Raw genomic sequence first — 25,500 nt, forward strand, 5'->3', positions numbered from 1 at the left:
ATCTGCATAATGAGCAAGACAACATTCTCGGGAGTTTCATTCGGATGTTTTTTGGGATTCTTAGATCGATCTTTTAAACCGTCGATACCTTCCGATTCGTATCTTTCTAAATATTTGTAACCTGTCTTTCGGCTGATTCCAAATTCTTTACAAAGATCTGAAAACTGCCAACCGCCGCCTTTCCATGCGGCTATGAATTTGATTTTTTCCTCGATCACACGGGACTCCTTCCAAGGCATCGGATTTCCTCCAATGTCAGGTATATGTCACCTATGTGCCCGGTCTGTTTTGTTACCTATCTGGGCAGTCTGTACCAGGGTGTACCAGGGGCCTCTCCGAAGTCTTGAATTGTAAGACATCCTACAAAAAGGTTTTCTCCAAAAGTCCTTCGATAGAAAAGAAGACCCGATTCTTACTTCTCAAATGTCGGACTGTCGGATGCGATCGAAAATGTCAGCTCTTTGGTCTGCAAATTCTCAATCCACCGAATTCTTGCTGCTGACCAAAAATCGGCAGCAGGCGAAGAAATTCCAAAAACGAGGAAGGAAAGATTTTGAAAAGTGCTTCCCGGAAAAAACGTTGTCGGGAATTCTAATGCCCCATGGAAATTTTGAGAACGCCGGATTCCGCCTTTGACAACCTGCCTGGATACAAGTTTCAACCAAGCTACTTTCAACTTCGCGATCTGAGGATGCACTACGTAGACGAAGGAAAAAAGGACGCAACCGAGACCGTACTTTTATTACATGGAGAACCTTCCTGGTCTTTTCTCTATCGCAAAATGATTCCACCTTTGGCGGCGGCGGGATACCGAGTGATTGCGCCTGACCTCATCGGATTCGGGAAATCGGACAAACCGAGCGACCCGGAGTTTTATTCTTACCAGAGTCATTTGGACTGGTTGAAAGAATTTTTCCTCGGACTCGATCTTAAGAACGTTACTCTCTTTTGCCAAGACTGGGGGGGACTTCTGGGACTTCGATTGGCTGCGGAAAATTCGGAACGTTTTTCAAGAATCGTAGCGGCTAATACATTTCTTCCCACGGGGGACATCCCACCCAAAGAAGATTTCTTGAAGTGGAGACATTTTTCCCAAAATGTAAAACGACTTTCGATCGGAACGATCGTAAAAAACGGATGCGTTTCCGATATCTCGAAAGAAGTCGTCGCTGCATACGACGCCCCTTATCCGGAGGAAAAGTTTAAAGCGGGGGCGCGCAAATTCCCGGCGTTGGTTCCGATCACACCGGACGATCCGGCTTCCGAAGCGAATCGGAAAGCCTGGGAGAATTTAAAAATTTGGAAGAAGCCGTTTCTCCTAACGTTCAGCGACAGCGACCCGATCACAAAGGGCGCGGATATTTTCTTTCGCAGGCTCGTTCCCGGAACCAAAGGACAAAAGCACGTAACGATTACAAACGCGGGACATTTTCTTCAGGAAGATAAGGGAGAAGAATTGGCCGAAGTGATCCAGAGATTTATATCGGAGAATCCTTAATCCTTGAGGGATTTGAAAAGAATTGTTAAAGCATTCGTCTGGGACCGCGGGAAAGATTAAACGGGCGCGACGAAGTCGCGCGTCTCTTGAGATCGGCGGGCGGTTCGGTTGTTCAAGCCGCGTTCGCAGAACGCGGCGAAAACATTCCATTTACTGAATATTATGGTTTTGGGAAGTTCTCGAGCAGTTCCTTATTTTTCAGCTTCTGATCTTTGAGCATCTGATAATTCTCCGCCTTGATCGTTTTGAAAGTTTGAATGATTTTCATTTTTTCTTTCATAAATTCTTTGAGAGGTTCGAGAAGTAATTCTTTACCGTTCCAGGAAGCCTGTTCTCCCGCTTTCAGATCCAAATCGCTCCCGGAAGAAGAATTAACCGCAACCTGGCCTTCGTTCACAAAAACTCCGTTAGGAATTGAAGAATCCTCGTTTTTCGGAGCATTCTCCCGATCTTCACTGACTACAAATTGAGTTCCACGAACACCCGCAGTATAAGAAACGGATGTGACCTCGAGGTCTTCTTTCTTATTCGATTTTTGAACGTTGGCAAACAATTTGCCTGAAACCAGATTGACTTTGGTTTTATTTTTAGTTCCGTCGGAATAGAGTTCCGAAATTTCGATCTTTGTAAAAGGAGCCAAACGAACCACGGCGCTCGCACCCAATTGAAGATCCGCCTTCCCTTCTCCCGTTTCGACCGTTGCAGTTTTTGTAAGAACCGTATTCTTTTTCAGAGCTTCCGTCTTTCCGCTCAACGTATAATGAACTTTTCCGGTGACAAAAAGTGCGATCGCGACTTCCTCATCCGCGAAAAGTAAATATGGGAAAAAAATGAAGAATGAAATCGGCAGTAAAACATTTCGGATCATACCGAGAAGGTTTGCATAAATTCGGAAAAAATCTACAATTAATTTCCTAAAGAATTCAAGCCCCTGATGAGCATGAATATCATCGAGAACAAAAATTCTTTAGTCTGCGTGAAAAGTTCAACTCTTAGAGTTGTTAATTCTCTTTTCGATCACTTGATTGAGAAGATCGGCGAGTTCTTGAAACTCATCCCCTTTTCGGATTTTTATCTTTTTAAGATTTTCGCCGTCCGCTAATCTTTTGAGATGATTTTTGATATTGTAAACCGGGCCGGCCATTTTATGAGAATAGATAACGGTGAAAATTGCGGTCATTCCTAAGAACAAACCCGATAACAGAAGAATTCCGTTCACTTGGATCGTAAACATATCGAGCCTGTGATCGTAGTCCGGAAGGAAAATCTCCCTCTCTACAAACTTTTCTTTTTCGACCCCGTTTTGTTCTTCAAAACCTTTTTGATAGACTTTGACCGGATCGTTTCTCAATCGGAAGACGACTCCCTTGTCAAATTTCGTATAATTCAACCAGTAGAGAAAACCGACCGTCAGGAGCAGCCCGAAGACAATGAGTAAGGAATAGTTCAGTAAGAATTTGAGTTGAAAATCCCGGTCAATGATGTAGTTGCTAAAAATCCTTTTTTTACCGGGGTCGTCTTGTGTCATGCGGGGTCCTCGAGGACTAAATTTCCCGACTTACCGGCCCTCTGTCAAAGAGAATTTCGTTCAGTGAACTTGAATCACTTCGGATACGGACTCCCGAGGAATCGTAATTTCCTTTTCCAGTGTTTGAACATACATCGCTTTTTCGTCCATGTCTACGATCACGCCCTCGATCGTCTTTCCGTCGATAAGAACCACACGTTCCATTCTTTGAAACTCCGTTAAGAGTTCTTGTTTGCTAGAATAGGCCTTGTTTTTGTCCCGCGGAATAGTTTCGATCGGCAACTTATCAAATTCTGAATTTAAGAGATCCTTTTCGGAATCTTTGAGACGGCTCCGAACAAAGCCTTTTTGATTCACAAAAATCGCTTGGTTCGGCTCTAAAACCTGTTCCCCTTCGGGTGCGGTTTTTTGAGAATCCGCTCTCGCGCTCACGGCGACACGGCCTTCTAAAACTTGAATCTTCGTTCCTTCTCCGGGAAGGTTTTGAAAGCTAAAGCTGGTTCCACGAACTTCCGCGCTGACCGTTTCCGAACGAACGGTAAATTCTTCTTTTTTTAGATTTTTGTGAATATGGGCTAAAAGTTCGCCTTTTTCCAAGTCGATTCCGATTTTATAATGAGTGGAAAGATCGATTTTGCGAAAAGAAACCTGGGAATCCCCAAGGACGCGCACTGCGATTCCGTCCGAAACTTTGAGATTTAAGAATGCGGTCGGGGCCGTGATCACTTTCTGACCTTCCTGGATACGAACTCCCGGTTTTAGAAGAATTTTGTCCTTCGGATCGGAAGAAGTCAGATAGGCTTCCCCTTCAACCTGAGAAATTTCCACTCCGCCCTTTTCCACGTTCAGAGGAGAATTATTTTTAAGAATAGAATAATATCCTAATGTGATTGCCATCAAAAATATGGCGGCCGCTGAAAGAGAAATAACAATCTTATTTTTCGAAAAGCTGGAAAAGGAAACTACTTTTGAGGTCTGGGCGCGGGTATAGAGCGACTCGAAATCCGACTGTTTGGGTGAATATTCAACCCACGAATTGCTCAAACCTTTTCCGAGCCATTCTACAGATGGACTAAGTTCGTTCTGCTTGCCTTCCAGCAGAATTTCTTTTATCTTCTCTTCCCTTTCCATTCCCGATGCTTCCAACTTTTTTTATTTGATTCAATCAGGGCTTCAAATTCTTTTTTTCCGCGATTTCCGTCACTTTTGCGGTCGCTTTCACGATCAAACGAGAGGCGGTGGAAACCGATATGTCCATAATTTCCGCAATCGTGGACAAATTATAATCTTCCATGAACCGAAGGATCAAAGCATACCTTTCGTCTTCTTCCAGTTCATCCAAACAAACCAGAAGACGTTCCTCCAGATCTTTGAGCTCGGCTTTTCTAACGAAGGAAAGTTTATTTTCCTGAAAGTCCTGCATCTCGGAATTCCCGCTTTCCTTTACGGTCGAAAATTTCCTCGAATGGTTGATGGAACGATTTCGAGCTATCGTATAGAGCAAACGAATCGCTTGTTCCTTATCCAGATCCGAATCGGAATACTTCCTAAAAAAATTCAGGAAAGTATCCTGCATGAGGTCCATCGCTACTTCAGGATTCCCGGCGCAATATTTATAGAGGAAATCAAAAATCTTTCCGCTGTACTCTCGATAGAGAGCATCCATAAATTCTTTCCGGGAGGTCATTGGAACTAAGTTGAAGATGGGAAACCCGATTTCAAGTAAATTCCTTTGCCGCTCCAGCCTTCTATCATGGGTTAACAGAGTGAATTCGGCTTTTTTTCAGATTTACAGTTTTTTTTCCAAATCGACGGGATTATTTCCTCTGGTTCAGATTCCAATCGTAATCGAGGTAGCGAATTTCAACGGAGTCCGGGACAGGCGGAAACCCGGAATTGGCATTGAAGAAAGAAATGAGATTCCCGCTTTTACGGGTAAAATCCGTCTGGAACCACTGAAAGATCTTAGAAAGGTAAAGAGTCTTCGTCGATGAATCGTATCGATTGTATTTAGAATCGGAAAGAAATTTTTTTGCGGCCGCGCTCAGTTGTTCTTCAAATTTCGAAGCCTGATAAGATTCATTCAGAATCGGAGGACATCCTTTGGATGCACAGTTGATTGCAAAATGAATTCTCGGTTCTTGAAAATCTTTCCTGAGTTTCTCGTGTTCGATCCAATCCAAATTCTTCTTACCCCCCAAAAGAGTAAAAAATTCGATTTTCCATGGTCCTGAAAAAAGTCCGCCAAGGTCTTTGATACTTTTCAACGGATAGTGGTCGAGAATCAATCGGATCGTAAAAGCGTTATACGCGTTAATCAGAAAACTCATCTTCTCAGCGTTGGAAAAAGAAGAATATTCTTTTTCGTCGACCGCGCTCAAGGTCTGCAAATAAGAATCCAATGGGGAACGATTTGTCTTCCAAGTTGCGTAATCAACCAACCCATTCTGCACATATTTTTTGAGTTCATTTGAAAACTTGGAATGAGTCTGATCAAAAGCCGATAAGGTTCCTGTAAAAAATGAGAGTGCAAAGAATAAGAGGAGTAGATAAAAAGAATGATTTCGAGAAGGCATTTTTTTTCCTTTTTTGTTCTTGGACGGGTTTGAGAGTCCATTGGATTTCCTTTTTGAGAAAAAGTCAACGGCGGTTTTTGAGAATCGCCGGTCCTACTCTTTCTTGTAAAAAGAGACAGCGACGATCCGAACTTGGATTTACGGAGAATTTTAGTAATACTGAATGCGATCTTTTGCGTAAATCGGGTTTGGTTCGAAGATAAATTCTCTCGAGATCGTATTTGAGGCTAAATCGAGAGTCGAAATATTGCAGTAAAAGTCGTGAAATGAGGGAGTTCCCACAGTTAAAGTTTCACTGATAGATTCTCCAACTCCAATCTCTTCCAACCAAAGCATGTAGTTTACAAGAAAACAGCGGGAGACGCCGTGAGAAGTCGCGAAAGAACTCAGAATCGCCCAAGTTCCAAAGTCCATTCTTATATTGATCCGGATCAGAGGACCCTGATTTTTTTGATACATTGTTTTACCGACTTCCGGATTGATCCTTGAAATCGAAAGGAGATATTTCGAGTATCTCCTCATTAAGACCGGAATTTTTTTCCGTAGAAAATTTTGTTCCTCCGCGTTCAAGCGATTCCAGTAATTTTCGGGAATGAGAAAGGTTTCCACATTTGTCTTTCCATCCACAGCCAGGCGATCTTCTACTTTTTCGATCGGAGCAATCAAAATGTTTCCCATACACAGAACGGTTCCGCAAATCGCATCTGAAAGCGCGTTTCCGAATCTAAAATTTTATTTTTTGAAGAATTTTCACCTTCTTCTCCCTTTCATCCCAACAAACATCGAAAGAATCGAATCTTCCTTTCTTCCAAAGAACAATTTCTCAAAAGAAACTTGGAACCGCGATCTTTTCGTCATTTTTGCACTCGCCACCCGCGCGCGCCGCGCAGAAGCAAATCAGTCCCCGCTAAAATTTTGTCAGACAATTCATCGGATGAACGTATGAACGAGATTTATATCGATTGAATAAAGGAAGTATCACCTTTTCCGGGATTTCAGAAGAACATCATCTCTCGTATAAAAATTTATCCTTCTCTCTGAGTCATTTTTTCTCGATACATTAGAGTAGAATGTTTTGGAAAAAAATTTCACTTCTCCTTCTCCTGAGCGGAATCTTTTTAGAATCTCCCCTTTCCACTTTGATCAGAGACAACTCGATAGGAGAACTTCAATCCCAAGAACAACCGGAATCGAAACCGCTACTCCGCGTTTTTCCTTCATTTCGAAAGGAAGAATGCGACTGGGCGATTCGCTGGGATATTTGTCTGAATTGTTTAAGAATCGGAAGGAGATACGCGCAGAAGATTCATTTTTATCCTTCCGGACCCTATCGAGAACACGGATGTTACTCCGAAGAGGAAGGCTTTTTTCTTTTAGAAGAATGAAATCGAAAAATTGGGGAACGGGAGAGATCGGATAAAAAAGCAGAGAAGAAGAATTCCTTCCCCGCTTTTTCGATTGGAAAAATCTTATTTTTTACAAGCCTGAATTGCAGGAATGCTTTTTGCGGACTTGAGACAAGTCAGATCAAATTTTCCTGACATACATTCTTTTTGTAAAACGGGAACTAACGTCGCTTTCATTGTCGCTATGTTTGCAGTATCGTCCGCTTTTTGACCCGCAGTAAGGTTGGTCAACATTTCTTCAACGATCGGAGCGCATTCTTCAGCAGAATGTTTTGGTCCACCGCACATAACAGTCAAAGACAGAACTGTCAGAGCGCTTAGGGTAATCATGAGAACTTTTTTCATCTAATCTTCCTCTTTTGAGTATTCGGAACCACTTTAGTCCGATCTTGTTCCCTGAAAAGTGATTTTTTCGACGGTAAAATAGTTATTCCGTAATGTAAAATTCCCTTTTCTCCCTTAAACTTTAACATCCGAGCACGGGCGTCATACTGGTATGAACCCGCATTCACCAAAACCTCAAAGCCGTTTTTATAATGAATCTCGGGAATAAAGATTTCCGTTTCGGGAAACAAATCCCCTTCTTGTCGAAAGGAAAATTTGAATAACGAACGTTCCATGTCAAAGGACAACGCAACCGGTAGCCCCTTTGTTCTTACCGGATACGGGCGACTGAAAGCCTTCACTGCACGTCCTCCGTCCTCATCGTAAGCGACCGGCGTATCCAAAGAATAAATTGAAAGATCTTCCTCGTTCCAACGATCTCCCAAACTGTGAGTATGATCAGGCGTATAATTCCAAAGAGCAAGGTTTACGAAATTCTTTTCAATCGCTTTCATGATTCTATCCAAAGCCTTTTCGAGTACGCCGTAATCTTTTTTGAGATACGCGATTCTTTGATTCAAATCCATTGGAAGTCCGGTCTCCCCGATCACCGTCGGACAGTTTCCCATATTTCTTTCGGACATATCGCGAATCATTCGAATCGTTTCTTCGTATGCCTTATCGATATTTTCGCTTCCGAAAACCGGCTTTGCTTTGAAAACATGAACGCCGAACCAAGGAAAATAACGTTTGAGCATCAGAACCGATACGTCATACCAATGCGTCGCGTTCACGACGCCGCCGTGGTTCTTCTTCGGTGTTTCCTTCCATTCCAACTCGAGTCGAGAAGGATCGCTTTCTATAAATATATGAAATCTGCTTTCGACCTTCTGAACTCTTTCTTTGAACTTCTTGATAAAGGGCTGCATAAAGTCCGGATAGAATTCGTATTTTCTTCCGTTCTTCTTATAAAAGTATTCTGGCTTGAGAAGCATCGGCGCGCCGTTCGGATCGTAATCCCAAACGCCGTGATTTCTCCAAATACACTGATAACCTCGTTTCCAAAGCGGAACACCTCCCGCATTCAATCGAACCTTTCCCCAAGGTAGACTCCAAAACCCGAGCATATAAGCCTGCTCCGCGGTTACGGCGCGCCCTTCCGACAAATACATTTCTTTAAAAGGAGGAGTTTTGACCACTTTCCCAAATCCGAACGCCTCGAATTCACCGAGATTCTTCTTTCCGATCCATCCGGGAGAAGGTTCGTTTAAAGAATCGAAACCCACAACGTGTTTGTATTTTTTCAGTTTTCTTACGATTTTGAGGACGGATTCGATATAATGATCCTGTAAAAAGTCCTGAACATTCTTCCCTCCGATCTTAGTTTCCGGTGCGAACTCCTTTCCTCCGAAGAATAAAGAGAACATCGTTCCGCAGGCGTATTTCTGATAATTGAGAGGCCAGGACATTCTTCTATAATTTCTTCCCTGATGGTGGTGAACGATCGCAGTTTCGGAATCTCGGATTTTTCCGATGTCCATTCCCAATTCTTCCAAGGTCCATCCGGGTGCGCCGTCTCCTCCCGTGAAACGGGACCATACGTCTTGGTGCGGATCGATAAAAAGATAGAGCCCTTTTTGTCCGGCGAGCGCCACCATTCTTTCTATATAATCGATATATTCCGTATCATACTTTCCGGGACCCTTGTGCTCGATCGCTTCCCACGTGATGATAAATCGAAGAAAATTGAATCCCCATTTTCGGAGGCGATCGAAGTGTTCCGCGGCCTGGCTTTCTTCCAAGGGCCTCCCCACAAAGGAAACGTTTTTGTGATTGTAGAATGTAAGAGTCTGATCGAAGTGAGTTGTCCCGTCGGGTTTGGAGGGAACTTTCGCAGATCCGGAAAGATTGACTCCTCTCAACTGATAGATCGTGCCGTCCTTTCCCGCGAAATGTCCGTTCTTTACGAATAATTCTTCCATGTGTGTTTCCCGAATTGATTTCTTTTTTCCTATAATTTCTTTGCTTTGCAAAGAGCCAACCGCGACGCTCCACCGCTTCTGCGCGGTCTCACCGAATGGTTTTCTTGGTCCCATTTTGTACGAGCCGCTTTCAATCCACGATCTTTGTATTTCTATTCGTGAAACTGAATTCTTGCGTCTTCATAACCTCTGCTGATCAAATAATCCGCTTGTACTTGAGAAAAATTTAATATACTACCGAACCCGAGCGAGGTCCTCGGTCCGATCGTTCTGATTTTCAATTCCGGCCGATCGGCGCTCGGAATGGATAACAAAGAAGAGAGTTTTGATTTTTTGCCCTTTCTCTTTTTCTTTTCAAAGTTCATATTGGACATCACGGTTTGAAACGAACCGATCAAAGAAAGTTCAAAGACCCTTTCCAAACCTTCTCTTCTCGTTTTTGGAAGTCCCATATCGATTCCGCCCACCGGAGAAAGTAAAACGACTACGATGTCGGTCGCCCCTCTTTCCACCGCAGGAAGAATCGGAGTGTTCGCCATCACGCCCCCGTCCCAGTGCGGAGCCCCGTCCACATACTGCCAGGGAAAAAACATAGGAATCGCCGAAGAGGCCATAACGTGTTCTATATCGATTTCCTTGTTTCGAAAAAATACGAGTTCCGCGGTGAGAATATTGACCGCGGTGATGATCACTTCCGTCGGATTCTTCCTTAGGTTTCGAAAGTCCAGATGGGAATAAAGAAGATTCTTGAGCGGAGTGGTATCCGTCAATGGAGAATAACTTTTTACGAAAATGTCTACGAGATCGTTCCAGATCGAATAACGCATCACCTTTTTGGCTTCGATCGACTTCCAGAGTTTGGTGATTTCCGCCGCGTTCATTCCGCAACCCATCGCCGTGGCCGTAATAGCTCCTACGGAAGTTCCACAGATGATATCCGGTTTGAATTGAATCTCTTCTAAATATCGAAGAACCCCGGCTTGGTAAGCGCCTCGGGCTCCTCCTCCGGAAAGTATCAGGGCACGTTTCATTCTACCTGAATCTCAAAAGGTTCCAAAAAAGAGAAGAATTTTCGGTTGATCGGGAAGGACACTGGAAGATTCGAAAAGAGTTTGAGGGAAACCTTCTGAGCGACTGCAACGTTTCTCCGGCATCAAACTGCCGGGATCGGAAGCTCGAGAATGACCAGTTCGCGAAACTCAGAAAGGTCAGTGGTCTGATTGTATTGCAATGCCCCGACTACGGCTGTATTGCAAGTGAAACCCGGGCTATTGCTCAGCCACCTCACAGGTCAATTGTTTACAACAACTATCATTCACTAGACCACCTCCTTTTCGTGTGGCTGCAAAATATTCTGTCTCATTAAAATGTCAAGAATTAGAACAATTTTTTTCGGGAATTTTCTTTCCTAAGAAACCGCTTTCACTCTCGAAATCAGAATCAGCGCAATCACGTTAAACCCTATCGCAAGATATCCGGCTATATCATAGTTTTCGTATGGAGCCGTCGGAGTCGCCGCGTAAAGAATACTTCCCCCGATCGTCGCTCCCAAGCCGGACGCCAAATTTTGAAACGAGGAGATAACCGTCATAAAACGACCCCGGTCTTTCGGTTCGGTGCTCGACGTAATCAAAGCCAAAGCCGGAATCCATCTTCCCGAAACGAGAACCATAAAGAACGTAGTCAAGATGACGACGTTGACTAAAGAAGTTTTTTCCAAATGGGTCATGATCCAGATCGGAACAAAGGATAACGGAACCAGAATATAGAACACTTTGTGTTTCCCTATCTTATCCGAAAGGATTCCGATCAATCTCGAAGAGAATAGAGTGACCAAACCTCCGAAAAAATAGATCCATGGAATTTCTTCCTTCGGAATTCCCACGTTTCTTTCCATATAAGGAGCGATGAAAGGAATCACCGTAAAACCGCCCAAAATCACGAACATCATCAACATGTAGGAAGCGGTATACTTTTTATACGTAAGAATTCTTAAAAAGTTGAGAACCGGATTGTCACCGGCGGATTGGAACGGAGGAATATGAGGAAGATGATAATACATCAGAACTAAGATGGGAAGGCTGATGAGCGCGATCCCCGCAAAAGACATGTTCCACCCGTAATAAGCGGCGATCTTTAAACCCAGAGGGATTCCGATCACCGAGGCCACCGAGAAAGCGCCCATGATCGCACCCGTAGCCCTTCCCCTTCTTTCCATCGCGATAGCATCCCCCACTACGGCGAATGTCACCGAACTGAGAACCCCTCCGAAAGCGCCGGACAGAATTCTTGCAAATAAAAGAAGACGATAAGAATCCGCTACCGCGCACAAAGCCGTCCCTATGATAAAACCGGTATACAAAAACATTGCGGCCGTCTTTCGATTGAATCGATCGATAAAAAGCGCGCCCACGATTCCCGCCGCAAAAGCGCTGTAAGTGTATGCGGAGATTAAGAATGAGAATTCCTGCGGGTCGATATGAAACGCCTCTTGAAAGTAACTCCCCAAGGGCATCATGATCACGAAGTCGAGAATATGCGTGAATTGAATCGCCGCTAAAACGAAGATCAACATTCCTTCGGATTTTACGTATATGTTACGAGTCGGTTGTGAAGACATTATATGGATATCATGAGAAATATCATTTTCCTGTAGATAGAAAAATCAAAAAAATGGGTTGAAGACCTTCCGTTCCGAATCAGAATTCTTTTTAAAAAAGGTTCCTAATTCGAATGAAAGTTAAATTTATTTCCGCCGATTCGGCTCTTTCGTCTGTCCAATCGGGTCAAAGGGTTTTCGTACACAGCGTTGCCGCCTCTCCTCGATTATTGATCGAAGCTCTTACCGCCAGAGCGCCCGAGCTGACTAACGTGGAAATGATTCACCTTCACACCGAAGGGGGCGCACCTTACGCAGAGCCGGGAATGGAAGGCCGTTTTTTCGTGAATTCCCTCTTTGTCTGCGCCAATACCAGAAAGGCGGTGGAGGAAGGACGGGGCGATTATATTCCAATGTTCTTAAGCGAATGCCCTCTTCTTTTCAGAAAAAATATTCTTCCGTTAGACGTCGCTCTCGTCCAAGTATCTCCTCCCGACAAACACGGATTTTGTTCGCTGGGAGTTTCGATCGACATCAGCAAGGCCGCGGTCGAAACCGCTAAACTCGTGATCGCTCAGGTCAACGAAAACATGCCTCGGACCCACGGAGACGGAATCGTTCACGTCGATCGGATTCATTCCTTTGTGGAGGGAAATCTTCCCTTGCACGAACACAAATCCGCGCCTCTCACCGCAATCGAAATCGCGATCGGGAAAAACGTGGCTACTCTTGTGGAGGACGGCGCGACTCTTCAGATGGGAATCGGCGCGATACCGGACGCGGTTCTTACCTGTCTCACTTCTCACAAGGATTTGGGAATTCATACCGAAATGTTTTCGGACGGAGTGATGGACCTCGTTCAAAAGGGAATCATCACAGGAATCCATAAGAAAAAACATCCGGGAAAAATCGTTTCCGGCTTTGTGATGGGAACTCGAAAACTCTACGACTTCATCGACGACAATCCTCAAGTCGCAATGCTCGACATCGGTTATATCAACGATCCTCACGTGATCCGAAAAAATCCGAAAGTAACCGCGATCAATTCCGCAGTGGAAGTCGATCTTACAGGACAAGTCTGCGCCGACACGATCGGAACGAGACAATTCTCCGGAGTCGGAGGACAGATGGATTTCATCCGAGGAGCTTCCCTTTCGGAAGGAGGCAAACCGATCATCGCGCTTCCTTCCGCGACCGCAAAGGGAGAATCCAGAATCGTTTCTCTTCTCAAACCTGGGGCCGACGTGGTCACAACCAGAGCTCACGTTCACTACATCGTGACCGAATACGGAGTCGCAAATTTATACGGTAAGAATCTCAGACAAAGAGCCAAGGCATTGATTGAGATCGCGCATCCCGATCACAGAGAAAGACTCGAAAAAGAAGCGAGAGAAAGATTCAAAGTACTTTAAAAGACGGAAACGTTGTAATCCAATTTTATTCTTCTTGTTTGAGAATTTGAACGGAATCGTTTGACAGAGACCGATCCTTTCGTCAGATTGAATCTGAAATCGGAACTCAATGAAATTTGAACGTGATAAAGTCTACGAAGGAATTTTTCTTTCCGACGTTCATTACCTTCTCAACAAGAAGATCAAGTCCCACAAGCACAAAGAACTTTTTCAATTCTTAGATCATCTGGAAAAAAAGAACGTACGTTTTCAAACGATCTATCTCGTCGGAGACATCATCGAAAACTGGTTCTTCAGCGCTTCTCGAAGACTCAGAAGAAGTAAAAAAAGATTCAACAAACTCTTTGATCGGTTGGACGCGCTTTCCGCATTCGCGGGCGATAAAATCTATATCGTCGGAAATCACGATTCTACTTCGTATCTGATGAATCTTCCTCCGAAGATCGAAAAGTATCTCAAAGAACGAAACTGGGAAATCTGCGAAAAGGCCGAAACCGAAACCCTGATCGCGCTGCACGGACACCAAGGACAGTACAACCGATTCACCTGGATCGGTTCCATTTTTTTATTACGTTTTTTGCATATGATTGCGCTTTTGCTGCCGAACCTGTTTCGTTTTTCGGAAGCGTTCTATCAAAAACATCTCAACAGACAAGACCCGACTACGACCGAAGAAATCCTAAGATACTACGAACGTCTTTCCAGAATTTCCCATCAAGGCAAGAAGGTTTTGATTTCCGGTCACACCCACGACTTTCTCTGCATTCCCAATCTCAAAATCATCAACACGGGAGACTGGGTGAAAAGCAACAGTTTTGTTCTTCAAGACGGGACGAACTTCATCGGAGCCAGGATGAACAAACGCGGAGAATTCTCGAAAGAATTTGTTTACAAGCATAGGGAGGAATCCTCGAGTTAGTAAAAATATTTCTTGCGAAACCTTATCAAAAGGTGCAGAATTGCCGGATGCAAATTCCGGATTATCAAATTCTAATTCAGTTTGTTTTGGAAAACCCTTGGTCTTCCTTCTTCTCTGCGATCGGCATTTATACTCTCGCCGCGCTTTTACACGACGTCTTCCAAAGAAGACACGCCATCAAACACAACTTTCCTTTAGTTGGAAGAATCCGATATCTTTTCGAAATGATCGGACCCGAACTCAGACAATACTGGGTCGCAAACGACAAAGAAGAAATGCCCTTCAATAGGGCGGAACGTTCCTGGGTTTATGCGACCGCAAAAAAACAAAACAACAACTTCGGTTTCGGAACAACCGAATTGTTATACGAAGCCGGATATCCCATCATCAAACACAGCACTTTTCCTTTTCCCGAATCCAAAGTAAAACATCTCAAAAACGATTCCTCTATGATCCCTTGTCTCAAAGTCATCGGAGAATTTCACAATCGCAAAAAGCCGTTTCGTCCTCCTTCGGTCGTAAACATATCCGCGATGTCGTACGGTTCCTTAGGTAAGAATGCGGTCTCCGCTCTGAACAAAGGCGCGATGATGGCGCACTGCTACCAGAACACCGGAGAAGGCGGGATTAGCCCCTATCACAAGTTAGGCGGCGATATCGTATGGCAGATCGGAACCGGGTATTTCGGCACAAGAGACGAAAAGGGAAACTTTTCCTTGGATAAATTCGCACAGAAAATCCAGGAGAATCCTCAGGTAAGGATGATCGAGATCAAACTTTCGCAAGGAGCAAAACCTGGGAAAGGAGGAATTCTTCCCGGAAAAAAAGTGACCGAACAAATCGCGAAAATCCGCGGAGTTCCCGCGGGTAAGGATTGTATTTCGCCTAACGCACATTCCGAATTCAGCACGGTAAGCGAACTTATAGATTTTATCGAAAGACTTCATTCCGTCAGCGGACTTCCGATCGGAATCAAAAGCGCCATCGGAGAAATCGGCTTTTGGAACGAACTAGCGGCAAGGATGAAGGAAACGAACAAAGGACCGGATTTTATTACGATCGATGGAGGAGAAGGCGGAACCGGAGCGGCTCCCCTCGCCTTTGCGGATCACGTTTCCCTTCCTTTCAAAGTAGGTTTTGCGAGAGTCTATCAGATCTTTCAAAATGAAAATCTCTCGGAGAGAATGGCTTGGATCGGAAGCGGTAAATTAGGTTTTCCTGATAGAGCGATCGTCGCCTTTGCTATGGGATGCGATCTGATCAACGTTGCAAGAGAAGCGATGATCTCGATCGGTTGTATTCAGGCGCAGAGATGCCATACGGATCACTGCCCCGCCGGCGTCGCTACGCAGAATCGTTGGTTGCAAGCGGGGTTGGATATCGATCTCAAAGCGGAGAGAAACGCGAATTACATCAAGGGACTTCGAAAGGAAGTTCTTTCAGTCACTCACGCCGCGGGTTACGAACACCCTCTTCAATTTCGGGGAACCGATATCGAGATCAGCGCGGGTTTGAATATCTTTAAAACTTTGGAAACGATCCTAGGGTATCAAAGAGATCACGTTCACTTTACAAAAATGTTGGATTATACGGATCACACGTATTTGGAAGAATATATGAACGGTCTCACCAAAGAATAAACTCCATATAGAATGAAGATCGCACATCTTTAAAAATGGTTCGGCTCAAACCAACTTGGGCAGAACTCTTTTCGTCTTGCCATCCCGCCTTTACGGAAAAACCTGTACGAAAGCGGAGATCTCATGTTTCAGTTTTCTTATTCATTTCAGAACGTCCTGACGGAAGCTCGGGATATTCTAATCAAACCGATTTCTTTTTTTAGAGATCTCCCGAAGACGAAGGAGCCGATTCTCACCCTTTATTTTCGCTTTCTGACTTTTCTCGGATTTTTGTATCTCGGAGCAATTTTGAGCATGACTCTTTTTACTCCGCTCGATATCCCCATTCCTCCCGTCTCGTTCCTACTTTTGGAGATGCCTCTCGCCTATTTTTTAGCGAGTCTGATCGCCTTTCCTATTTTAGGTTTTCTGTATATTCTAATTTCATGGATTTGCGGAGGCGTAACCGAGTGGAGCAGGAATTTCAGGGCAAGTTCGGCGGTTTTCAGCACGTTCTGGCTGGCGGTCGTTCTACAGAGCTTCGGAGGATTGATCCACGTTTATGTCGGAATCGGAATAGGAGTCGCATTTACCGCTTACGTTCCTTTTTTATTTTATACGGCGTTGACTTCCTATCTGGAAGCTCCGGCTAAAAGAGCCGCGGTCACTCTCGGAATTTTCACATCGATTTTATTTTATGTTCAATATTCAAGAATGACTTCTTATATCGAAGACTACCGAATGATCGAGAATATGAACTCTCACAAACCGCTTACGAGAGAAGAGGAAGAACAAGGCGAACAGGAAGCGGCCGAAATCATCCGGAAGGCGATGGAAAAAGCAAGATCGGAAGGAAATCAAACGGAGAAATAATATGGCAAGAATTCAACTGGAACTTCCGAATAGATTCGTCTGGTCCGTCGACCTAGACGTTCGAATTTACGATATAAACTTTGCGGATCACTTGGCGCACGACCGAGTCATCTCACTTCTCCATGAAGCGAGGGCTCGATTTTTTCTGGAGCATAATTACAACGAACTCAACGTAGAAGGACTCGGAATCATCATGACGGATATCGCCGTCGTTTATAAGGCCGAAGCTTTTTTCCGAGACAAGATTAGGATCGAAATTACCGCCGGCGATTTTAATCCGAGAGGATGCGATATCTATTATAGAATGTCCCATTCGGACGGCCCTGCAAACGGAAAAGTGATCTGTGAGGCAAAGACTGGAGTCGTTTTTATGGATTACTCCACCCGCAAGCTCGGAAATCTTCCGGAAGGATTCCGTAAGATTTTTCCGTAATTTTTTACACTACCAGGAAACCAAAATATTCAAATATAATAATATATGAATATTGCGCAAGCCAACTCATATCTTATGAACGGGCCGGACGCGTTCGCACAGAATTGCCTCTGACGATTATCTCCGGATCTCAAAGAATGCGCGGCGTTCTTTTGCAATTCCGGGACATCTGCAGGAGCTCCTACGGATCACAGAAATCATTTGTTTTGTCGATCGTCGCAAATTTGTAAGAGTTCCTACAAACTACGCTGAAGGTTCTTCGAAATTTTAAGAAACTTCTGAGTTTAAATCGATTTTTTGTAAGAGATCCTACAACGGAGGAATTTCGGAATCAGCTTCGAGCTTCCGATTTCCGGTCTGCCTTCGCGGTTCTTAAAGAAAATCCGAAACCACCGGCTACAATATCCGGAAAGGACGGAAGGAAGAATTCGATTTTGGAAAACTCGAATCTTTTGTAAGAGCTCCTACAAAGAAACAATCTAGAAGGGATTCTGATTCTTAGTAGAATAAAACCCTTTCCGTAAATTTCAAGGATGTATGAGTTCCTACTTTTTAATTTTCGAAGGCAAGCCACGTCCAAAAGAAATCGAATCACGGCAAAACTCGTTCTCCACGAGCCGAGCCGTGATTTTACCGACAAACAAAGTCAAATAGAAAATTTTCTTGATTCGGACTTAGAGTCCGAAAGAAGAGAAAATCGTAAAACTCTGCGTCTTTTTCAATTTGCCCAATTCAGACTTTCCAAGAAGTGAACATCTTTCCGATCATAAAGATGGAAAGTTTTGTTCCGTTGATCAGCCAGGAAATCGGATTCTTTGTAAAATTAAATCTCATCGCGGAAAGAATCGCTTCGTAGGAGGTTTTGTTAAACGGGTACCACCAGATATTTCGTTTCGAAGGAATGATATCCCAGTTCACGAGTTTCGGTTGTGTCATTTCGTCGAACCCGAGTCCGGAGTGAGTTCTTCCCAGCCCCGAATCCTTCCAACCTCCCCAAGGAGTTTCCGATTGACCGTGCGTATAAAGATGATCGTTGATCGTAGTTACTCCCGATTCTAACTTTTGAGCGATTCTTTTACCCAAGCCAATATTCTTCGTCCAAACGGAAGAAGTCAATGCCATCGTAGAATCGTTCGCGAGTTCGATCGCATCTTCTATCGTTTTAAATTTCATCACCGGAATTACGGGACCGAAGTTTTCTTCCTTCATCAATTCCATATCATGGTTCACGTCGACCATCAGAGTTGCAGGAAAGAAGAATCCCTTCGTGTTCGCGGAAGGCTGCGACTGCGCTACGATCTTAGCTCCGTGTTTGAGCGCGTCGTCTACTTGGTGTTTTACGGTATTCAATTGTTCTTCGGTGGTCATCGAACCCATATCCACGTCGAAGTTGAGGTCCGCGCCGTGACGGATTGCTTTTGTTTTCGCAGAGAGTAAGTTTACAAATTTATCATATACTTTCTCCTGAACGTAGACCCTTTCCACACCTCCGCAGGATTGACCCGCATTCTGATAACCGGCCCACGCCGCGCCGTTTGCCGCGCGTTCCAAATCCGCATCTTCCAAAACGATCATCGGATCCTTGCCGCCCAATTCCAAGGACAAGGGAGTTAACGTGTTAACCGCCGCGGCCATCAACGTTTTTCCGGTGGCGACCGAACCTGTAAAAAAAATCTTATCCACGCGATTTTCAAAAAATGTTTTTGAAACTGCTCCTCCGGAGCCCACGATATGATAGAACAACCCTTCGGGAAGATTTCCGGCCTTTACGATCTTTTCGATCGCCTGCCCGACAAGAATCGTGGACTGCGCGACTTTCAAAAGGATCGCATTCCCCGCCATTAAACCCATCGCGATTTCTCCGAAAGGAATCGAAAGAGGATAATTCCAAGGACTGATGATTCCCACCACGCCGAGAGGAACTCGATGCAGCTCGTTCTTCTTATTAAAAAATAAGAATGTGGACATCGGAAGTTTTTTCGGTTGAAGATGATGTCTCGCATTCTTCGCATACCAATCCGCCGCAAGAGCCGCGGGAAGAACTTCCGTGGAAAGCGCGTCCATTCTCGACTTCCCGTTGTCCTTGCTCACGATTTCCGCCAATTCTTCCGCGTGTTCCACGATATAATCGCGCATCTTCAGAATGTGTTTTTTACGGACCGCAAATTTGGTCGAAGCCCATTGTTTTTGAGCCTCCCTCGCTTTGCGAAAAATTTCCGACATCTTTGTCAGATCTGTGTTCGGAACCTTTCCGATTTCTTCCAGAGTCGCAGGGTTTTGCGCCACCTGAAATCCGCTTCCGACGAAATTTCCATTCATTTTAGAGCCTGATTGCTCCATTGTTCCAATAGACATTTTAATTCTCCCAAGTTTCTCTTCTTTCCGAGTTTCTATAGACCATAACGTTTGTTCGGCGAGTCTATAGTACAAAGAGAATGGATTTTATAACAAGCGTTTTTGCAACCGGTCCTGGGGGCCTCCCGGGAAACTCCTATACACGAAAAGCCCCCGTAAAAAACTGGCTTATCAGCTAAATCGAGGGTTTTTCTATGAAACGCACTGAACTGGAAAGAAGAGAAAGAGACCTCCGCAAGGCAGAAAAAAAGACACAGCTTCAAGACAAGAGGCTCGCCTCCGGGAAAGGAAACAGCGTGGGTGAATACATCGATGAATTATCCGCACTTTTTCGTTATGACGCAACGGAAATCTTCAACACGGGAGACGATATTGCGATTTTGGAACTCTTAGAAGATATCCAAGCCAACTTGCCGGAAAAGCAGTGGGAAAATGTTCTTCGAAAAGCGATCAAAAAAACCGGAGTTCAGGAAAAGGACAAAGCCTACAACGAACTCAAGGAATTGATGAGCGAAGGCGAAGAAGAATCCGAAACCGAGGAAGAAGAAGTCGGGGTTTAAACCCGGCTTTTTTCTTTTCAACTAAAAAACCGCCGCCAAACCAATTCGAAAAAATTCTATTATCACAAATTTTCTTCCTTTAAGTCGGAGAATCCTTTTTTCGTAGGAGCTCTTACATCCAAAAAACTTCTTCCCTCAAAACTCCGAATCCGAGGAACGTTTTGAATTTTTGACAAATCAAAATTCTTCCCCTTTCTTCCTTTAAGTAACTCAGAATTCCTACGAATGGATGTTCCGTTTTGATTTTTAAGAAGACAGAATCTTCCTCGTCGGAACAATCTGTTCGAAAACTTTTTCGGGAGAATGGACAAAGATGGACATCAAAGAAAAACACTACGATCTCATTTTGATCGGATCCGGCATCGGGGCGTTGACCGTGGCTTCTTTGATGGCGCAGTACAGAGACAAAAAAGTTCTGATCCTCGAACAACACTTCAAAGCAGGCGGCTTCACTCACGTATTCAAACGGGAAGGAAAATTTCTCTGGGACGTGGGAATCCATTACATAGGAGACATGGACGAGAATTCCATGCTTCGAAAAATTTTCGACCTCGTCACAAGAAACGAAGTCTCCTGGTTTAAAATGCCTCAGATCTTCGAGAAGTTTGTTTATCCCGGAATCACCTTCGGAGAAAGCAGCGACCCCGAAGAATATAAGAAAGATCTAATGTCTTTATTTCCGGAAGAATCGAAAGCGATCGGACATTATTTTGAAGACGTTCAAAAAGTCGCGGGCTGGCACGGAAGACACATGATGCTCAAGGCACTTCCCCCATTCTTAGATAAATTCGGTCACGCGATCGATCTGATCGGCGCGGACTCGGCCTTAATCACGACCAAAGAATACATGGATCGTAATTTCAAATCTCCTAAACTCAAAGCGATTCTTGTTTCTCAGTGGGGTGACTACGGACTTCCCCCTTCTCTCAGTGCGTTTGCAATTCACGCATTGATCGTCGCGCATTATCTCAAAGGCGGTTATTATCCTGTCGGCGGTTCCGGGGTGATCTCACAATCGGTTCAAAAGATCGTCCAGGAAAAGGGAGGAAGAATTCTTCTCTCCCGAGAAGTTCAGGAAATTCTGATTCAAGACGGAAAGGCGGTCGGCGTCCGCGTAAAAAACAGGAAAAAATCCGAAGAAGCGAAACAAGACGTCTTCGAAGAATATACGGCGGACGCGATCGTTTCCAACGCCGGAGCTTACAATACTTATACAAAGCTGATTCCTTCCCAGCATCGGATTCCGTTTTTGGATAAACTCAAATCGTTTACGGATCATTTTCCTTTGACCACGAACGTAACCTTATATCTCGGTTTGAAAGACGATCCGAAGAAGATGGGATTTTTAGGAGAGAATTATTGGATCTACAGTTCCTTCGATCACGATCAGAATTTTAAGGAAGGAATCAACTGGATCGAAGGAAACAACAAAGTCCCAGGGGCCTATCTTTCCTTTCCTTCCCTCAAAGACCCTCATTCACACGGACATACCGCCGAAGTCATCGCATTCAGCGATTATTCGCCTTTCTTAAAATGGAAGGATCAGCCTTGGAAGGAAAGGGATGAGGATTATAAGAAGCTAAAGGATTCGATTCGAGACAGACTCTTGGATTATCTCGAAGAACGTTTTCCCGGTTTTAAGGCGAACGTAGAATACAGCGAAGTTTCCACTCCGTTGACCACGGAACATTTCACTCTTCACAAACGGGGAACCATCTACGGACTTCCCTGCGTTCCGGATCGTTTTCGGGAAAAAGAGGCCCCTTGGTTTTCCCCCGTAACTCCTATCAAGAATTTATTTCTTACAGGAGCCGACGCGGCCTCGCCGGGCATGAGCGGAGCTATGATGGGAGGAATCAGCGCGATCGCCCATCTCACGGACGGCTTGAAGATGATTCAGATCTTTCGAGAAGCCGGCAAAAAAAGATAACGATCGATCCATATATGAGGCATTGCTCACGTCGCGAAGGAAAATGTTTTTTCTCGCGGCTACGGTATCCCCTAAAATGACAAATTTTGCTTGATCTATCTGTCAGATAGTATCTAACAGATATAGAACTCCTTTTTTTAGGAGTTTTGTTTTTATAAGACAGAGATGAAGCTTTTTTGCAACTTTCGAACCTACGTTCGTCATTCCTACAGACTTTATCCAAGTTATTCCCTCTCTTCTTCGGACAATTTTTTAGATGGCAAGAATCAATAAAACACGTTACGCGCTCTTAGGAATCTTAGGAGAGACTCCGATGAACGCCTATGAAATCAAAAAGACGATAGAACAGAGCATCGGTTTTTTCTGGCAGGAAAGTTTCGGGCAAATTTATCCGATCTTAAAGCAGTTGGAAAAAGAAGCCTGTCTCAAATCTTCCAAGGAAAAAAAGGGAAGCGGGACCGAGACGACGATTTATAAAATCACCCCCAAGGGAAAAAAGGAATTAAAAGACTGGCTCGAAAAGCCGGTTGAAAAATCTCCGTATCGCAACGAACTCCTCTTAAAGTTGTTTTTCGGAAATCACGTAAAAAAAGAAGTTCTAATCAAACATCTTCAGGACACAAAGGAAGAAGTTCTCCGCCTAATGGACATATACGATAATATCCGAAAGTTCGTGACCGAGACGGAAAATCCCGAAACAAACAAAACCCTCAGCCTGATCACTCTCGATTTCGGAATTACCACCGCAAAAGGATTTTTAGATTGGGCGGAAGAATCTCGCGCTAAGATAAAAAATTCCGATTTTTAATCCGAACTCATTTTTCTACTTTCCAGACCGATCTATTCCTCTTAGGCTACTAACAGTTTCAAAAGGAAAAACGAAACCTTCGCAACTTTCCTGATAAAGCAAGCGACCATGAACCTTCCACCTCTGCACGAAACGATGGACCTTACGTGGTCTCCATTTGCGTTCTATTCGGGACTTTCGTTTTCCATCTTTACGATCAACTTTTACATCACTTACAAGAATCTCAGAGTTCAGGGAAGCAAAGAATTCTTATTCGTACTTTTAGGATTTTCGATTTACGCCTTCGGAAGTTTTTTCGAGATTCTATCCAGAAACGAAAGATGGATCTTATTCTGGGACGACTTTCAATTTATCGGAAACGATATCATCGTAATTGCGATTTCATTTTTTATTCCCAGAGTCACCTCGCTCACCTTTGTCTACAAATTTCCTTTGATAATTTTTTTAGTACTTTTCCCGATATGTAATGAAATCTTAATATGGTCCGGAATTCATCCGGAATGGATTCGAACTCAAACCCGTTTTCTTTCGGATACTCCGTGGAAAGCTCTGGTCTACGACTACGGTCCTTGGATGAAACTTTTCGTCCTTTACTACCTTTCGGCGCAATTCCTGATCGTTGTCATTTTGATCTGGAAGTTCGTAACTCTCAAGGGTTTTAGAAAAGCTCAAATGTTTTTACTTTTGATCGGGATCCTTTTTCCGTTCCTCGGAGCCTTGATGACGGTCGCGGGCTTGTTTCCGTTTCTCAATCCACATTTGGACGTGTTCCCGATCACCGGTTCAGTCACCGCTTTGATTTGGGCGTACGGCCTTTTCTATTTTAGAATGATGGACCTGATTCCGGTCGCGAGGGACAAAGTTTTTAACCTGATCCAGGACGGAATTCTTATATTAGATAAGAATAATGTAATATTGGATTACAACGAAGAGGCTCTTATTCTTTTCCGAAACAGATTGGACACCGTAGGAATCACGCTTCAGGAAGTTTATCCGGATTTGGATCGTCTCATTCGGAATTTTAAGAATGAAAAAATAGATTCCATTCCGGACGTCCGCCTTTTTGTAGATGGAGAATCGAGATATTACGAAGTAGCGCTCAGAAACTTTTCGACACAGGCTCAATCAGACCAAAGCGATTTTTGGATTCTTACCCTAAGAAATATCACGGAAAGAAAGCTCGGAGAAGAAAGAGCGATCGAAGAAAAAAACTTTCTCAACATGATTTTGGATTCCACAAGAGTTCTTTTTGTAGCGCTGGATAAAGAGGGAAAAATTCTCAGATTCAACAAGGCTTGCGAAAACGCGTTCGGTTATCTTTCGGAGGAGGTTCGAGGTTATCCGTTCTGGGATATTTTTGCCGAGGCTCACAAGAAAGACCAAATCAAAAAAATCTATCTAAGAATGATTCGAGGGAAGTTCCTCCCGAAAACCCAGGAACAATGGATCGGAAAATTTAAGGAAAGAAAACTGATTCAATGGGAGAACAGAGAAGTTAAAGATAAAAACGGAAAAACGAATTATATCATCTCCGCCGGCGCCGATCTCACGGACGTCTACAACGCCGAAAACGAAATCGCAAATTTAAGATCCGCGTATTCGGAAATTTCAAGAAAGAATCAATTGATCGAGGATCAAAAAAAGGAACTCGAAGAAATCATAGACACTCTCACAAAAACACAGGCCCAGCTCGTTCAAACCGCAAAACTCGCGGACTTGGGTCAGCTCGTGTCCGGGATCGCGCACGAAATCAACAATCCGTTAGGCGCCATTCAAGCCTCCAATCAGAATATCCAACATTATACGAGATCCTTTCGAGATAAGTCCAAAGACTACTTTCAACTTCTGAATAGACTCCCGCAAAGGATCAGAGATCAGATTTCGACGCTGATCGACTTTGCAGGCAACCATTCCGATCTTGTCCTAGGTTTGGAGAGAAGAAAACGGGTAAAAGAAGTCAAAACGAATCTGGAAAGAATCGGAATAAAAGACCCGTCGAACGATCTCTGCGAAATCGCGATCGAGTGCGGACTCCACGGAAGGGAGGAAGAATATTCAGAAATTCTAAATCATCCCGAAGTGATTTCCATCTTGGAGTTGATCACTGATCTTTTGGGGCCGGAAAGAAATTCTCAGACGATTCAGGCCGCAGTGGAAAGATCCTCCAAGATTTTATACGCGCTCAAAAGCCTCGCCCACTTCGAAAGCAATAGTGTTTTAGAAGAATCGAATATTAGAGAAAACATAGAAATCGTCCTCGCCCTTTATCAGAATCTTTTTCGGCACGGAGTGGAACTGTCCGTGGAATTCGAAGAGCTTCCTCCGGTTCCGATCTACCGCGACGATCTCCTTCATCTCTGGACCAATCTTATCATGAACGCGGTCCAAGCGATGAATTATTCCGGAAAATTGAACATCATAGGTTTAAAGGAAAACGGTTACGCGGTCATCAAAGTGGAAGATTCGGGACCCGGCATCCCGGACTCTTTGAGAGAGAAAATTTTTGATCCGTTCTTTACGACCAAACCACCGGGAGAAGGAAGCGGTTTAGGGTTGGACATCTGTATGAAAATCGTGGAAAAACACAAAGGTAAAATCGTTTTCGAATCGGAACCGGGACGAACCGTATTCACCGTTCGTCTCCCGTATCGACATTCATAGAACGTTTTTGTTAAGCG

23 protein-coding genes are annotated in these 25,500 nt (G+C 44.1%); 11 read left to right on the forward strand and 12 right to left on the reverse strand.

The annotated features are described in order from the left end of the window. Positions 1-239: helix-turn-helix domain-containing protein (locus CH376_RS13590; protein ID WP_165783626.1), on the reverse strand; the 239-nt coding region annotated here is incomplete at its 3' end. A 362-nt stretch (positions 240-601) separates the two neighbouring features. On the opposite strand from CH376_RS13590, the gene CH376_RS13595 reads away from it, so the two are divergent. Next, positions 602-1,498 (forward strand): haloalkane dehalogenase, encoded by an 897-nt coding sequence (locus CH376_RS13595; RefSeq protein ID WP_100786179.1) that lies wholly within the window; start codon positions 602-604, stop codon positions 1,496-1,498. A gap of 160 nt (positions 1,499-1,658) precedes the next feature. Here the strand turns inward: CH376_RS13595 and CH376_RS13600 are convergent, their stop codons facing one another. From CH376_RS13600 to CH376_RS13625, 6 genes are all read right to left on the reverse strand, one after another. Beyond that, the gene (locus CH376_RS13600) at positions 1,659-2,366 is read right to left on the reverse strand and encodes a FecR family protein (protein ID WP_100786178.1); all 708 of its coding nucleotides are present in this window, start codon (positions 2,364-2,366) and stop codon (positions 1,659-1,661) included. Between the two features lie 117 nt (positions 2,367-2,483). Next, complete coding sequence (locus CH376_RS13605) at positions 2,484-3,026, reverse strand: HAMP domain-containing protein (protein WP_100786177.1); 543 nt, start codon at positions 3,024-3,026, stop codon at positions 2,484-2,486. Positions 3,027-3,086: 60 nt separating this feature from the next. Beyond that, complete coding sequence (locus CH376_RS13610) at positions 3,087-4,172, reverse strand: FecR family protein (RefSeq protein ID WP_100786176.1); 1,086 nt, start codon at positions 4,170-4,172, stop codon at positions 3,087-3,089. Positions 4,173-4,191: 19 nt separating this feature from the next. After that, the gene (locus tag CH376_RS13615; RefSeq protein ID WP_165781776.1) at positions 4,192-4,692 is read right to left on the reverse strand and encodes an RNA polymerase sigma factor; all 501 of its coding nucleotides are present in this window, start codon (positions 4,690-4,692) and stop codon (positions 4,192-4,194) included. A 151-nt stretch (positions 4,693-4,843) separates the two neighbouring features. Then, entirely contained in the window at positions 4,844-5,602 is a 759-nt protein-coding gene (locus tag CH376_RS13620) for a DUF547 domain-containing protein (RefSeq protein WP_100786174.1), read from the reverse strand. A 150-nt stretch (positions 5,603-5,752) separates the two neighbouring features. After that, a complete protein-coding gene (locus tag CH376_RS13625; protein WP_100786173.1) occupies positions 5,753-6,280 on the reverse strand; it encodes a DUF1564 domain-containing protein in 528 nt (175 codons plus the stop codon). Between the two features lie 392 nt (positions 6,281-6,672). Between CH376_RS13625 and CH376_RS24615 the strand changes: the two genes are divergently transcribed. After that, a complete protein-coding gene (locus tag CH376_RS24615; RefSeq protein WP_243394748.1) occupies positions 6,673-6,987 on the forward strand; it encodes a hypothetical protein in 315 nt (104 codons plus the stop codon). Positions 6,988-7,071: 84 nt separating this feature from the next. Here CH376_RS24615 and CH376_RS13640 read toward each other — a convergent pair whose 3' ends face one another. The 4 genes from CH376_RS13640 to CH376_RS13655 form a co-directional block, all read right to left on the reverse strand. After that, positions 7,072-7,353 carry a TIGR04454 family lipoprotein gene (locus CH376_RS13640; protein ID WP_100786171.1) on the reverse strand — a complete coding sequence of 94 codons (282 nt, stop codon included), beginning with the start codon at positions 7,351-7,353 and terminating at the stop codon, positions 7,072-7,074. Further along, positions 7,350-9,314, reverse strand: coding sequence for a glycoside hydrolase family 5 protein (locus CH376_RS13645; RefSeq protein ID WP_100786170.1), 1,965 nt, complete (start codon positions 9,312-9,314; stop codon positions 7,350-7,352). The genes CH376_RS13640 and CH376_RS13645 overlap by 4 nt, the downstream gene beginning before the upstream one ends. A 152-nt stretch (positions 9,315-9,466) precedes the next feature. After that, positions 9,467-10,345, reverse strand: coding sequence for a patatin-like phospholipase family protein (locus CH376_RS13650; protein ID WP_100786169.1), 879 nt, complete (start codon positions 10,343-10,345; stop codon positions 9,467-9,469). 377 nt (positions 10,346-10,722) lie between these two features. Beyond that, positions 10,723-11,934 (reverse strand): MFS transporter, encoded by a 1,212-nt coding sequence (locus CH376_RS13655; protein WP_100786168.1) that lies wholly within the window; start codon positions 11,932-11,934, stop codon positions 10,723-10,725. A gap of 113 nt (positions 11,935-12,047) precedes the next feature. Here CH376_RS13655 and CH376_RS13660 point away from each other — a divergent pair, with 113 nt between their 5' ends. The 5 genes from CH376_RS13660 to CH376_RS13680 all read left to right on the forward strand — a co-directional run bounded on the left by CH376_RS13660 (position 12,048) and on the right by CH376_RS13680 (position 17,169). Further along, a complete protein-coding gene (locus tag CH376_RS13660) occupies positions 12,048-13,325 on the forward strand; it encodes an acetyl-CoA hydrolase/transferase family protein (RefSeq protein WP_100786167.1) in 1,278 nt (425 codons plus the stop codon). Positions 13,326-13,434: 109 nt separating this feature from the next. After that, positions 13,435-14,244, forward strand: a complete 810-nt coding sequence (locus tag CH376_RS13665; RefSeq protein ID WP_100786166.1) for a UDP-2,3-diacylglucosamine diphosphatase — start codon at positions 13,435-13,437, stop codon at positions 14,242-14,244. Positions 14,245-14,291: 47 nt separating this feature from the next. Next, complete coding sequence (locus CH376_RS13670; RefSeq protein WP_100786165.1) at positions 14,292-15,884, forward strand: FMN-binding glutamate synthase family protein; 1,593 nt, start codon at positions 14,292-14,294, stop codon at positions 15,882-15,884. 123 nt (positions 15,885-16,007) lie between these two features. Next, positions 16,008-16,736, forward strand: a complete 729-nt coding sequence (locus CH376_RS13675) for a Yip1 family protein (protein WP_100786164.1) — start codon at positions 16,008-16,010, stop codon at positions 16,734-16,736. 1 nt (position 16,737) lies between these two features. Then, positions 16,738-17,169 (forward strand): acyl-CoA thioesterase, encoded by a 432-nt coding sequence (locus tag CH376_RS13680; RefSeq protein ID WP_100786163.1) that lies wholly within the window; start codon positions 16,738-16,740, stop codon positions 17,167-17,169. Positions 17,170-17,901: 732 nt separating this feature from the next. Here the strand turns inward: CH376_RS13680 and CH376_RS13690 are convergent. Then, on the reverse strand, positions 17,902-19,524 hold the full coding sequence (locus CH376_RS13690; protein ID WP_243394747.1) for an aldehyde dehydrogenase family protein: 1,623 nt from the start codon (positions 19,522-19,524) through the stop codon (positions 17,902-17,904). 194 nt (positions 19,525-19,718) lie between these two features. Between CH376_RS13690 and CH376_RS13695 the strand changes: the two genes are divergently transcribed. The 4 genes from CH376_RS13695 (at position 19,719) to CH376_RS13715 (ending at position 25,483) form a co-directional block, all read left to right on the forward strand. Then, positions 19,719-20,084 (forward strand): LB_289 family protein, encoded by a 366-nt coding sequence (locus tag CH376_RS13695; RefSeq protein WP_100786160.1) that lies wholly within the window; start codon positions 19,719-19,721, stop codon positions 20,082-20,084. Between the two features lie 313 nt (positions 20,085-20,397). Next, entirely contained in the window at positions 20,398-22,014 is a 1,617-nt protein-coding gene (locus tag CH376_RS13705) for a phytoene desaturase family protein (RefSeq protein ID WP_100786158.1), read from the forward strand. Between the two features lie 256 nt (positions 22,015-22,270). Then, positions 22,271-22,822 (forward strand): PadR family transcriptional regulator, encoded by a 552-nt coding sequence (locus tag CH376_RS13710; protein WP_100786157.1) that lies wholly within the window; start codon positions 22,271-22,273, stop codon positions 22,820-22,822. 108 nt (positions 22,823-22,930) lie between these two features. After that, the gene (locus tag CH376_RS13715; protein ID WP_100786156.1) at positions 22,931-25,483 is read left to right on the forward strand and encodes a histidine kinase N-terminal 7TM domain-containing protein; all 2,553 of its coding nucleotides are present in this window, start codon (positions 22,931-22,933) and stop codon (positions 25,481-25,483) included. Positions 25,484-25,500 lie beyond the last annotated feature (17 nt).

Source organism: Leptospira adleri, assembly GCF_002811985.1.
GTDB lineage: Bacteria > Spirochaetota > Leptospiria > Leptospirales > Leptospiraceae > Leptospira > Leptospira adleri.